Origin of the sequence: Prevotella sp. AM42-24 (assembly GCF_003461825.1) — a bacterium.
In the GTDB taxonomy this organism is placed as follows: domain Bacteria; phylum Bacteroidota; class Bacteroidia; order Bacteroidales; family Bacteroidaceae; genus Prevotella; species Prevotella hominis.
The window spans coordinates 25,474-38,183 of record NZ_QTXV01000034.1 but is presented as its reverse complement, the minus strand read 5'-3'; the positions used below and the strand labels follow the sequence as shown (position 1 = coordinate 38,183).

Below are 12,710 nucleotides of genomic sequence, written 5' to 3'. Positions count from 1 at the left end.
GATGTGAAGCCAACATAATTGACTACGCAACATATGAGCTAAAAGCCCAGTCGTTCCATCCATCATTCTTGGGGCAACTAAGTTTCTATGTGTCAGCCGTCAACCATCAGTTCAAGACCGACATCGACAACCCTACCATCGGTTTGCTTATCTGTAAGGACAAGGACAACGTAGTGGCTAAATATGCCTTGGAGTCATACAAGGAACCAATGGGTATATCGGAATATCAGCTCTCCAAACTCTTCCCGAAAGACTTCAAATCATCTATGCCGACTATCGAGGAATTGGAAAAGGGGTTGAAAGATAATCGAGAATAACGAGCCAAGATGCTTAATATGAATAAAGAAGAAATAAAACAAGAACAAAATAAAGGGCTAATAGCTCGCATATTAGGAGGAACACCCACTATTTTACAGAAGGTGTTCTTTATACTTATGGCATTTTCGCTGATATTATGGCCCTTGGGATGCTATGTTTCTATATTCTTCTTTGATGCCCCTGTTCGCTCTGATGTAGACAAAATATGTCGTTATGGTATGCTTATAACCATCTACTTGTATCCTATCTACTTGTTACCTTTGTTGAGATTTATGTTTCAACTTTCAAAGAACTTAAGAGCAACTTGGCTTTATTATCTATGTCCGATAGTACCAATATTAATTCTTAGGTTGTTATTTTCAATTAGTACAATCAGTGCTCCGAAAATAGACAATACCGAATTTTGCACTAATGAGGATTTGGTTGGTCATTGGACTTTGAATGGTGGAGAAAGACAGATCAATTATCCTGAGATTGAATTTTTCAATGATAGTACGGTGGAATTATACTCACAAGCTGATACCCTATACAGATATACCTATTGTTTGCAAAATGATTCCTTATATCTCAATGACATAAATGGAAGACAATACGTAAATAAAATCAATAAAGTCGATGACGAAACCATTATGTTTGAGGGTATCGCAGATGTTAAAGGCATACAGATTTATCATAAATAAAATGTTCTTGAAATGAGAATCTATGAACGAAAAAATATACTTGAAAGAAATATAAATTATAGCAATGCGTATGGTAGAAATCTTCTACAAGAAGCTATTGTATCTTGTGAAAATGCAATTGCTATTGATTTAGTGAATAAAGGCATTGATATTGATCATCAAGATAAAATGGGATGGACTCCTTTACATTTCTGTGCGCAATACAACAATATAACCATTGCAGAATTGTTATTACAAGAGGGAGCAAATGTAAATATTATTGATTGCTATGGCAATAATCCTCTATGGTATGCTGTATTCAATGCTAATGATGATTATTGTTTAGTCAAATTGCTTGTAAAATACGGAGCAGATGCATTAAGTAAAAATAATGCTATGCGCTCTCCTTTAGATTTCGCAAAGCAAATTGAAGATACGGAAATGATTAATATTCTTGCAAATAAAAATCTAATTTCAAAATACCAAAGTAAAAAGTAATATGAGGCATTTCTTATTGACTATCGTTATAGTCTTGGTCATAACAATGGGGCTATCCTCTTGTCTGTGTCAACCAAGGTATGCAAGTTTTTTGAATCTTGTAGAAAAAATAGATAGCATAAATTCTTATTCCTACACTTTACAACAAGCTTCGCCAGACAGTGGTGTCCTACTAAAAGACACTCTAGCAAAAGAACTTCTCGGAGACATTTTCTATCATCATAAGGAAGCACAAAATCGAGAGGTTAGGCTTGTAGGTGTTAGTCAACCATACGCCCAAGTTCTTGTCTGCGCCTTTAACATAAAGAGCATTGGTTTTGAATGGAAAACAAATGAAACATTTCTTGTTACTTATGGACATGAAGGAAAAATTGCAGATGTGTTGTATTTAGGTATGAACGAAATTAAACCTACATTTGTAAAGTTCAGTTTCAACAGCAAACGGCATATTCCTATGGAGGATATCCAAAGAAGCAAATGGGTATATTACGAGCAAAGTAAACTTCTAAAATTAGAGGTGTTTGAAGAAATTTCATGGCTTGACAAAGACCAAAATCCATGTTTGGACAACTACTATCATACTTTCTTCTATCGAATAGACGAACAAGGGCGTATTGTCCGCTTAAGAAAAGGGAAAATTGTACCTTATAAATATAACCATTCTGACCATGCCTACGACTCATATCTTAAAGCAGCACATAAACGCTTTGCATTACAATTCACTCCCTATTCAGAAAGGCACATGAAATAGTTAGAAGAAACTGAAAAAGAGTCCAAAAAAATCGTTATATTTAGGGGATAGCAAAAAAAACAAAAATTATAATGGATTTATAGAATAATCCAAATTTTATTAATAGTTTTGCAAACGATAAGAGTTGTTTGACAAGCAATCCTATGCACATTGCAGAAAATAGCCCTGTTGCCAAATCATTACCTCTATTGAGACGAAACACTCATAAATAGCTCATTTAAAGCTATTCAGCAGATTCTTGCGTAATTTTATCAGAAAAAAGGGTGCGTCACAGACTTATGACACACCCTTTTTTGCTGTTTGATTCGTCTGTTACCAGGCAACGCTCATACCCACAGCGATGCTAGCATTGGAACTAAGAGGAATGAACTCCTTACTGGTCTTACCCAAGATGTGATCCATACCGATGAAGAAGTTGTAACCCTTAGGATGGATATTCAGGACGTAACCCATGCTGGCTGCAAAACTGCTGACTGCAAAGTTGACACCACCATCCAACCACTTCAATGGTTTCCAGTTGGCACTCAATCGACCCTCGCTCCAGGTATAATCACCATTGATGCGGGTGCTGCTCAGGAAACCGAAAGACAACTTGTCATAAGAAGGCAAACTGTACTCGGCACCGAGATTGAGCGTAGCTGCCAAACCGGTGGTACGACTACCCTGATCGCCCAAATCCTTCAGGTTAACGAAGTCGGTTATCTGGTCGCCATAATCATCTATCTTGTCGTCAATGGTAGGACCGCTGTTTTCTCTGACGGCTGTATCATGGAAACCATTGAACTCAAAGCTCTCAGCTCTATTCACAGCCTTCATATTGTTGCTCCAGTTGATGAAACCCAAATCGAGAACAGAAGCACTCAGGGTCAGGTTATCGTTCAACTTATAGACACCACCGAGATCGAGTGCCATACCGAAGCCACCCAATCCTGCGCCATCAACATCAACATCATCAATCTTGTCATATTTTCCCTTGTCTGAATTATTATATTCATCCTCGGAAGTCTTATAAGTAAAGCCCTTCATGGAAACCTGTGCATTCGCCTTGCCGGAAACGATCCACTTGTCTGTACCAGAGAGGTCAGCACGCAGGTTTTCCAGACGAACATCACCGTCAGCCACACCGAAGAGGAACTTCAATTTAGCACCGATGCGGAGTTTCTTGTTGATCTGATGAGAGTGACCCAATGCTAATTCTGCATAAGAGCGAGCCATCATGCTCACATCACCAATCTCATAATTCTGGTTACCCGTGTTCTTGGCAAATTCAAACAACTCATAAGGCAGGGAAGCGCCAAAAGATGCCTTGGCATTCACCTCGATGGTATTATAACCTCCAAAGCCCTTGAAACCAGCAGAAAGAATGGCGATGCCCACATCACCCTGTATGCGGTTGTTGCTCTTACTGAAACCCTTCAGCGCTTCATCGGCAGAGATATAAGGGTTCATGAAGGAAGTCATCTTCTTGGCACCCGCCTCCTGTCCGTACATCGGATTGTTCAGTACAACATCCTTGTAACCGAAGTTACCCTGCAGGTTGACATTGATATTACCCAAAGCAGGGATGGTGATATAGTTCTGCTTGTTCTCAAAAGCCGGGTTCATATCGTGACGGAACTTGTAGTCGTCAGTAAAGTAAGCGGAATTGAGCGTCTGAGCCATTGCGGTGCCACTCATCATGAGCAGAGAGGCAACCAAGACATGCTTATATATTTTATTCATCATTTTCTTTGTCTTTTATGTGTGTTATTATTCTGTTACTACTCTCTGTCATTAATTGAAGTTACCAATCACCTTACCCACGAGTTTCACCTTGATGTTTTCCAACTTCAGGGTATGCTTCTCAGAGTTGAGGTTGATGCCGGTCACGGTAGTTCCATCATGGCTTGCCTTACCTTTTACCTTATAAGAGAGTCCGTCGAGTTTCTGCAATGCGCCCTTTACCTTTTCACGGAGTTCGATTTCCAGCGGAGAAGTCTCGGCTTTGACACCATCAGCAGATGCCTTCACAGTACCCTGCTTGATATTCACTTCTATCTGGTTGCTGATGTCTGTACCACCCACTCCGAGTGGAGTAGCCTCTACGATGAGGGTAGCAGGAACCAGATTCTGTGCATCAGCAGTAAGACGCAGATAAGTACCCTCTGCCAATTCCAGTTCATCCAAATCATCATTCCAACCGTCGAAATCATCTGCATATTCGATGACAGCACCCTCGGCAAATGCCAACGGAGCATAGACCTCATAACTTGGCTCAACCTTGTAATTGTTTCCGAACTTGATAGTCATTTCCTGACTGAGATCAGCCTTTGCCTCTACATTGGTAATCTGTACGTGGTCTGGAATATGCTTGTTGATAAGCGTAGCCAGGTTGCTCACCTCATATACATTGGCAGCACCATACTGAGCAGTCAGTTCTGCAGTCTTATGGCGGCAGATACAGATCTTGGTTACAGGCGTAACAGTAGTTTTGTAGATATGCATCTCAGGGAGTTGCACGGTAGCCAAGTTCTGACCGTTCTTGGTAGAAATCACCTTTGCACTCACCTTTGCCGCTGCATCCATATCATTTTTGATGGAAAGAATAATCTGAGGATTATCCAAGTCAGCTCTTACGCCATCTTCTGAAAGGAAGTCCGGAACGCCAGTCACAGCTACATCACCCAAGCTTGAGATATTGATTTCCGGGTCGAAGATACCGGTAGCAGAATTCAAGGTAATATCATTGACTTTCACGTTGGCACCGATGGACAGTGCAGATGTAGGAACACCCGTTACATTAGCCTCAATACCGAGGTCGAAATAACCGTCCATCTGGATAGAGCCATTATTGCCGATGACAACCTTACCATAATAATCATTCTGATTTGCGAAATCCAGTTTTTTAGCCTTGATGGTGAGTCGGAGATCGCGGCTTGTTGAAACATTCTCCACGGTAATCTTCGAACCGTTGACCATAGGAACGCCATTGCCTTCACCTCTGACCTGAGAAATCTGCAGATAGCCAGGAAGGTTGATGGTTGCCTTATCTATCGTGGCGATAGCAGAAGAAAGACCATTGAGCGCGAGGTTCACAATCAGCTCGATTCCGCCATTCACCTCAGCACTTTTCAGGCTCTTCACGGCAGCATCCGTACCATTATATACGAACATCAGTTGCTTAGGAGATACAAAACTGAGATGAGTACCAGCAGCACGGGTACCCTTGGCAGCAGAACTGGTGCCCAAGGTAATCGTATGGTTATAAGATCTACCCGTCAAGTGAATAGGAGAAATTTGAGGAGAAGCTGTAGTAGCATCCGTACCTGTCAACTGGAACAGATAATCACCGTTTGCGGCAATCTTCACACTACCATTCTCTTCGAGTTCCAGAATATCAGACAAAGGAATGTTCATGGTAGAACTGGCAGGTATTTCCAATTCACCACCACCAAATCCCATTGTAGCATCAATCTGGTCAAAATCATAATCGTCATTCGTACACCCGGTTACCAAGAAACCAGCCGTCAATAAAGATACAAGTAATAGACTTGCTTTCATTTGCTTTTTCTTCATAGTTTATGTATATTTGATAATTAAAGAACTTCAAAATCATTAAAAGAAGTTACATAAATTAAATAACATTTGCAAATGTAGCATATTTTTATAAAAAATCATGTAAAATAATCGGTAATTTTTCGCTCAATTCGTCAATTTATACGCAAGACATTGTTTTTTCACGAATATTTCCACCTGAAAAATCTGTTGACTGCGCTGATACTGTTTATTTTTTAGGAAAAGTCCCACAAATTTCACATAGTTTTGCTGAGATTATAAGGCTCTTGCTGATATCATAAAATCCCACAGATTTGCATAGTTCCCATATAGACCGTTGTTTTTTTAAGTCCCACAGATTTCACAGATTTACACAGATCTTAGATAAACCTCGCAGAGATTATAAAGTTCCACAAATTACACAGATCTTTTTGAAGTAAAATAAATCTGTGAAATCTGTGAAATCTGTGGGACGATGAAATATCAGAAATGAAAAGGAGTCAAGACATTCAGCAGACGATCGAAATCGGCTTTTGAAATGCGACGACCACGGAGACTGCGCACCTGCGGATAATCCTCAAAGTAGTTTTCCTGGGTGGTGTACCAACAATGCGATTTCACCTCCCGAAGTTTCACCAACTGACCTTCGATACGACGGGCAAAACTGGGATTGACCCGTGAGAGATAATGCTTGCCATCCTGCATTTCTATTGCTAAGATCAGATAGGTCTGCGGACCCTGTGCCTTTTTCTTTTTGACCACCTGTTCGCTCACCTTCCATCCCTTGGTAGAAGTCATCACCCGGATATCCCAGCCATAGGTGCGGTTCAGTTTATCCATCAGTCCCCGAAAGACAAGCCCATGCGAAGACGTATCTTTCAGTCCGGTATAACCAATCATATAATGTATCATCTCGTGAAGGAGCACACTCTTGGCCTGCTTCTCTGTCATATCATAATAGGTGGACATAGAAATCTTAAAATCATAAAGTTTCGTACGTCCCCATCGGGTAGCTCTCTTATACGCCATCTGCCCGAGCCTGGTCTTGGCCCGGGTAACCCCCAATTCAGGTGTAGGCAACTTTCCTCCGAAGTACTCGTCGTCGAAGAACCTGAACCATTTTTCCATCCATTCAACAGTTACAATCATAAAAATGTATATAAATACAGGAATATCCCTATCTTTGTGTCAAACCGGTTGCAAAGATACAATTTTTCCAGCATTTTATTCAATATTGATTGGAAAATGAGTAACATTGCACGCAAATTTTATAACGAGCAGTTATATAGAAGCTGCCGAAGACTTGGGTGCATCGCCATGGCAGCAGTTCTTCAAAGTCGGGAAAAGGAGGGAAAAGGAAGGAGAAAATGTGGATTTTATAGGGGAAAATGAAGTTTTTTGAAGAAAAAGAGAAAAAAGTTGCAGAAAAATTTGGTGGAATGAAATAAAAACACTACCTTTGCACTCGCTTTTGAAAACATAGAGCAAGGGTGGTTACCAGAGTGGCCAAATGGGGCAGACTGTAAATCTGCTGGCTATGCCTTCGGTGGTTCGAATCCATCACCACCCACTTTTCCCAAAACAACTCAAAAAATAAAGAATCCGATTCCTTTAATTAGGTTTCGGATTCTTCGTTTTTATATACCCACCTACCCCCACTTTTATTTTTGGCTGGGCAAGGAAAAATTTCTCCCTGCCCAAGCAAAAATTATTTCCAGCGCAGGGAACTCTTCATGCCTGCGTCTGTGTTTTAGGCCAATTCACTAAGAAGAGTTTACTCTTGGCACGGGTAAAGGCGGTATAAAGCCAATGGATATAATCAGGCGTCAACATATCATCCGTCATATATCCCTGATCTACATAGACATGTTCCCACTGTCCACCCTGTGCCTTGTGGCAAGTGATGGCATAGGCATACTTCACCTGCACGGCATTGAAGTACTGGTCTTCTCGGATAGCCTTCATGCGGTCTGCCTTCAGCGGAATATCCTGATAGTCTTCCTCTACCCCACGGAAAAGCTGTTCCTGTTGCTCACGGGTAAGGGCTGAAGCCTCACTCTGCAAGGTATCCAACAATGCCGTTACGCTGATTTCATAATTATCATAGTCGGGAAACTGGAGCAGGAGTGTAGCAAAATGAAAACCATAAAGATCCAGATGGCGGCGCACCCGCAATACTTTCGCCCGGTCACCATTCGCTAAGAAAGAAGGAATTGACTGCAGTTCCTTTCTCACTTCAGGCGTATCGTCCGAAGCCTTCATCTGCTTCCGCTCATTTTCTGTCCAATAATAATTGTTCTTCACAATCATGAGCATATCACCGCCGGAGAGTTCTTCCTCCCGGTCGAGTACCATATTGCGGATGCCATTATTATAGATATTCGCCCTCTTGTTGCTGCGCGTAATCACCATCGTCTCATCCTGTCCTACCTGGTAATAACTGTTGGCAAGACTCTCCACGAGTTCATTGCCCGGCATCATCACAATGTCGGCAAAACCCTGGAAGCGGATGAGAGGCAACTGGGTGATATCATCATGGGTAATCATCTGGCGAATGACCGTAGCATTATACAAGATACCGGACTCCTGACTCTGACGAAGCACCTCATTGAGGTCGCACTCGTACACTTTTAGTCCATAGCCCTCCAGCATCATCGCCTGAAGAGCAGGAGATTCCTCCTCCCCCACCGGCGGCAGCTGAGCCTTGTCACCGATAACCATCAGACGGTCGTTGCGTCCCTGATAAACAAAATGCACCAGGTCGTCCAGCAAAAAGCCACTACCGAAATTGCCATCGCCCAATCCGAGATTAGAAACCATGGAAGCCTCATCCACCATAAACAAGGTGTCGGTATAGAGATTATCATTCAGATTGAATTTTCCATCCACACCGGCAAAAGATTTCTCACGGTAGATACGGCGATGAATGGTATAGGCAGGGCAACCGCTGTTGAGCGAAAAAACCTTAGCCGCCCTACCCGTAGGAGCTAAAAGCATGACCTTCTGACGGATAGCCTGCAAAGTACGTACGATAGCACCCGAGAGGGAAGTCTTACCCGTACCCGCAGAACCCCGCAGAATCATCGCACAATGAGGGGTCGTATCTGTGAGGAATTGAGCAAAAACCTCCAAGGCATGCGCCTGTTCAGAAGTAGGCTGAAACCCAAATTGTTGTAATATCTGATATTTTAACTCTTCTTTGACCATATTTCAAAAACATTTTGTATCTTTGCACTTGCAAAAGTAACAATACTTTTTGAAATGAAACGAAAAATAAACATAAATTATATATTGGGGGCATGCGTCATCGTGCTTTTAGTACTCTGCACGCTGAGTATCTCTCAGCCGCTCCGTTTCCAGTCTGCCCAACAAGAACGGGAAAAGGCGGTGAAGGAAACACTTATGAAAATACGTACGGCAGAAGAGAGATATAAGGCACGGCACGGAGGCTATTCGGGGGATTTCCAGACGCTCATCAAGGGAAAATATCTGCAGGAATCCCTACAGTATATCCCCTATTCTGACGGCAAGAAGTTTACACTCTCTGCCACAACCATCGTCAGCAAGAGCGGCAAGCAGATTCCGCTGATGGAATGCGGTGCCTCTTATGAAGACTTCCTCAACGGACTGGACGAGAATGCCGTACAGGAACTCATAGACAAAGCAATGATTTCAGGAGCATATCCTGGACTAAAGATAGGTGACATTACAACAGACAACAACAATGCAGGTAACTGGTAACAACAAGAATTGGCAACAAGCCCGACTCACTATCCGCGTGAGCAACAATACACTCAGCTTTTCCGTCGTGGACAGAGAAGCCGAGCATCAAGTGATATACGAACCTTACACGGTGAAAAGTGGAGTCTCCATGGCGGCAAACCTGCGTCAGGCTTTCAAGGAGAGTGACTTGCTGCAAAGAGGATATTCGAAGGTAAGAGTCTATATAGATACCCCAGTACTCATCGTACCGGTAGAAGAATTCAAGGAGGAAGACCTCGCCACCCTCTACCAGCATGCTTTCACGAAGCACGGCAGTGATGCTCTTCACTATCGGGTGCAGCCATCACTGAATGTTGTGGCTATCTTCCCTATCAACAAGGACTTGAAATTGGTGGTAGAAGACAATTTCAGCAATGTGCGCTTCACCCCAATCCTTCAACCCGTATGGAACTACCTTCACCAGCGCAGTTTCGCAGGAATCAGACGTAAGTTGTTTGCCTATTTCCATGACAAGAAGGTGGATATCTTCAGTTTTGAAAAGAACCGTTTCAAGTTCTTCAATTCATTCGAGGCACCCCACCCAAAGGATGCCATCTATTTCATGATGTATGTATGGAAACAGTTGGGAATGGACCAGCAGCAGGACGAACTGCATCTCGTAGGCGATATTCCAGACAAAGAATGGCTTCTCTACAACATCAAACTCTATATCAGAAAGGTGAATGTGCTGAATCCTTGTGCAGAGTTCAACCGTGCCCCTATCACAGAGATAAAAGGCATGCCATTCGACCTGTTAGCTCTATACTTGAGCAAATAAAGAAAGAATCAGATTGATAAACAAAAAGAAATATGAGAATCATTACAGGAGAATATAAGGGACGCCATTTTGACATTCCCCGTACATTCAAGGCACGCCCTACTACAGACTTCGCCAAGGAGAACATCTTCAATGTGCTCCAGGGTTACATCGACTTTGAAGATGCCACTGCCCTCGACCTTTTCGCAGGAACAGGAAGCATCTCCTTGGAACTCGTTTCGCGCGGATGCAAGCAAGTGGTAAGCGTAGAAGCAGACCGTGACCATGCCAATTTCATCCGCCAATGTTTCAAGAAACTCAATGAAGAAAGGGATATTCTGGTACGTGGCGATGTATTCCGCTTTCTGAAATCCTGCCACCAGAAGTTCGACTTCATCTTTGCCGATCCCCCTTATGCATTGGAAGACCTGGCAAAGATTCCAGACTTAGTATTAAACGGCGAACTGCTCAACGAGGACGGTATCTTCGTTTTTGAGCATGGCAAAAACCATGATTTCTCCGACCATCCGAGATTTTTAGAGCACAGAAGTTACGGCAGCGTCAACTTCTCCCTCTTCAGATAATCAACTCTTTTCTGATAGCCACACAGATGGCTATCAGACAAAGAACATGATGAGAATCTGAGCGATAATCACTCTGACAAACATGCCCAGGGGATAAACCGTAGCGTAAGTGATGCTTGGTGTATCCCCTTCCAAGGTATCATTGGCATAGTTCAGCGCCATCGGATTGGCCATACTTCCACAGAGAATGCCGCAGATGCTTCCGAAATCATACTTCTTGGTTTTCAGAATAATGAAACCCACAATGACTACAGGAACCAGTGTAATGAGGAAGCCGATGCCTACCCACATCAGACCTTCGGGACGGACAACTGTCTCGAAGAACTGACCGCCCGCCTCCAGACCCAAGCACGCTAAATACAAGGCAAGACCCAATTCGCGCAACATCAAACCTGCACTGCGAGTCATATAGGAAATGAAATGCACACGAGGTCCCAAAGCACCAATCAGAATACCCATCACGATAGGTCCACCGGCAATACCGAGACGTACCGGAGCCGACATGCCAGGGATGTTAAACGGAATCGTGCCAACGGCAAGACCTAAGATGATTCCGAGGAAGATAGCACCCAAGTTAGGTTCGTTGAGTGTCTTGACAGCATTACCCAAGAACTGTTCCACATGGTCGATACTGGTAGGATCGCCCACTACCGTAAGACGATCGCCATACTGAAGTCGCAAATCATCGGTAGCCAACAGTCGGATATCACCACGGAGCACACGGCTCACATTCACACCATAGCTGTTGCGCATCTGAAGATGTCCGAGTCGCTTACCATTGAGTCCCGGACGGGTAACCACGATGATGCGGCTTTCCACCTTAGCATCAATGGCATTCCAGTCCACCTTATCATTATTCCACTCCTTATCCACTTTCTTACCGAAGAGAATCTGCATGGCAGACACCTCGTCCTTATTCGTCACCACCAGCACATTATCGCCTGTATGAAGCACGGTATCAGCTTGTGGCACAATCACCTGTTCACCACGCCAGACACGAGAGATGATAAACTTACGGTGAGTGAGCATGGAGATTTCTGCAATCGTATTACCATTGAGTGCCGGATTCACAATCAGATACTGTCCGATGGAAGTATGGTCGTCATCATCATTGCTTCTGATTTGCAGATCCTCAGGCTTCACAAAGAGTTTGCGCAACAGCATCATCGCTAAGATGACGCCCACGACGCCCAAGGGATAAGTGACCGCACAGCCCAAGGCAGCACCACCACTCGGCATGCCCAACTGTTGCAAAGCCTGCTGGGCAGCACCGAGTGCAGGTGTATTGGTAGTAGCACCACAGAGGATGCCCACCATATCCGGCAAACTCACAGGAAGCACCCAGCACAGCAGCAGCGAGAAGAGCGTACCCACCAAGATGACCGCCATGCTCCAGAGGTTGAGCGAAATGCCCTCATGCCGCATGGAACCAAAGAAGTTAGGACCCACGTAGAGTCCGAGCACATAGACAAACATGGTGAGACCAAAGCTTTCAGCAAACTCCAGCATATTGTGATCGACAGTCAGACCGAGATGTCCGGCTACGATTCCCACGAAAAAGACGAAAGCGATTCCCAATGATATGCCTTTGATATGGAGCTTACCAAGCGCAAGACCCAAAGTACAAATCAAGGAAAGAATGACGATGCCCTGCACCGCCGAATGTACGTTGATTAATCCATCAAACCACATGATCTAAATCTATCAATAGTTGTTTTTATTGAGTTTTTATTCAATTTCGAGTGCAAAGGTAATCAGAATCAGGGACAAAACAAAATAAAATCGATTTTATTTCTCAGAAACAGTAAGAAAACTTTTTCTTTTTCCCGGTTTTTTAGTAACTTTGC

At 43.4% G+C, this 12,710-nt stretch carries 12 protein-coding genes and 1 tRNA gene; 8 read left to right on the top strand and 5 right to left on the bottom strand.

The features are described from left to right. From DW917_RS10815 to DW917_RS10800, 4 genes are all read left to right on the top strand, one after another. Positions 1-317: PDDEXK nuclease domain-containing protein (locus tag DW917_RS10815; RefSeq protein WP_118118634.1), on the top strand; the 317-nt coding region annotated here is incomplete at its 5' end. A gap of 18 nt (positions 318-335) precedes the next feature. Continuing rightward, positions 336-998: a hypothetical protein gene (locus tag DW917_RS10810; RefSeq protein ID WP_147344171.1), complete on the top strand. Its 663-nt coding sequence runs from the start codon at positions 336-338 to the stop codon at positions 996-998. 12 nt (positions 999-1,010) lie between these two features. Continuing rightward, the gene (locus DW917_RS10805) at positions 1,011-1,475 is read left to right on the top strand and encodes an ankyrin repeat domain-containing protein (protein WP_118118630.1); all 465 of its coding nucleotides are present in this window, start codon (positions 1,011-1,013) and stop codon (positions 1,473-1,475) included. Between the two features lie 91 nt (positions 1,476-1,566). Beyond that, the gene (locus DW917_RS10800) at positions 1,567-2,226 is read left to right on the top strand and encodes a hypothetical protein (RefSeq protein ID WP_147344170.1); all 660 of its coding nucleotides are present in this window, start codon (positions 1,567-1,569) and stop codon (positions 2,224-2,226) included. A 312-nt stretch (positions 2,227-2,538) separates the two neighbouring features. On the opposite strand, the gene DW917_RS10795 is transcribed toward DW917_RS10800, so the two are convergent. The 3 genes from DW917_RS10795 to DW917_RS10785 all read right to left on the bottom strand — a co-directional run bounded on the left by DW917_RS10795 (position 2,539) and on the right by DW917_RS10785 (position 6,909). Continuing rightward, positions 2,539-3,951 carry a DUF5723 family protein gene (locus tag DW917_RS10795; RefSeq protein WP_118118626.1) on the bottom strand — a complete coding sequence of 471 codons (1,413 nt, stop codon included), beginning with the start codon at positions 3,949-3,951 and terminating at the stop codon, positions 2,539-2,541. Positions 3,952-3,999: 48 nt separating this feature from the next. Beyond that, complete coding sequence (locus DW917_RS10790) at positions 4,000-5,766, bottom strand: hypothetical protein (RefSeq protein ID WP_147344169.1); 1,767 nt, start codon at positions 5,764-5,766, stop codon at positions 4,000-4,002. Between the two features lie 477 nt (positions 5,767-6,243). Beyond that, on the bottom strand, positions 6,244-6,909 hold the full coding sequence (locus DW917_RS10785) for a SprT-like domain-containing protein (protein WP_118118622.1): 666 nt from the start codon (positions 6,907-6,909) through the stop codon (positions 6,244-6,246). Positions 6,910-7,248: 339 nt separating this feature from the next. On the opposite strand from DW917_RS10785, the gene DW917_RS10780 reads away from it, so the two are divergent. Next, a tRNA-Tyr gene (locus tag DW917_RS10780) sits at positions 7,249-7,330 on the top strand. Between the two features lie 161 nt (positions 7,331-7,491). On the opposite strand, the gene DW917_RS10775 is transcribed toward DW917_RS10780, so the two are convergent. Then, positions 7,492-8,967: an ATP-dependent RecD-like DNA helicase gene (locus DW917_RS10775; protein ID WP_118118620.1), complete on the bottom strand. Its 1,476-nt coding sequence runs from the start codon at positions 8,965-8,967 to the stop codon at positions 7,492-7,494. 54 nt (positions 8,968-9,021) lie between these two features. Between DW917_RS10775 and DW917_RS10770 the strand changes: the two genes are divergently transcribed. From DW917_RS10770 to rsmD, 3 genes are read left to right on the top strand one after another with little or no spacing between them, the layout of a single operon-like run. Then, positions 9,022-9,501, top strand: coding sequence for a hypothetical protein (locus DW917_RS10770; RefSeq protein ID WP_118118618.1), 480 nt, complete (start codon positions 9,022-9,024; stop codon positions 9,499-9,501). Beyond that, the gene (locus DW917_RS10765) at positions 9,485-10,300 is read left to right on the top strand and encodes a DUF3822 family protein (RefSeq protein ID WP_118118616.1); all 816 of its coding nucleotides are present in this window, start codon (positions 9,485-9,487) and stop codon (positions 10,298-10,300) included. Before DW917_RS10770 ends, DW917_RS10765 begins: the two co-directional genes overlap by 17 nt. A gap of 32 nt (positions 10,301-10,332) precedes the next feature. Further along, positions 10,333-10,863 carry a 16S rRNA (guanine(966)-N(2))-methyltransferase RsmD gene (gene rsmD / locus DW917_RS10760; protein WP_118118614.1) on the top strand — a complete coding sequence of 177 codons (531 nt, stop codon included), beginning with the start codon at positions 10,333-10,335 and terminating at the stop codon, positions 10,861-10,863. Between the two features lie 33 nt (positions 10,864-10,896). On the opposite strand, the gene DW917_RS10755 is transcribed toward rsmD, so the two are convergent. After that, entirely contained in the window at positions 10,897-12,558 is a 1,662-nt protein-coding gene (locus tag DW917_RS10755) for a putative transporter (protein WP_370453531.1), read from the bottom strand. Between the last annotated feature and the right edge of the window lie 152 nt (positions 12,559-12,710).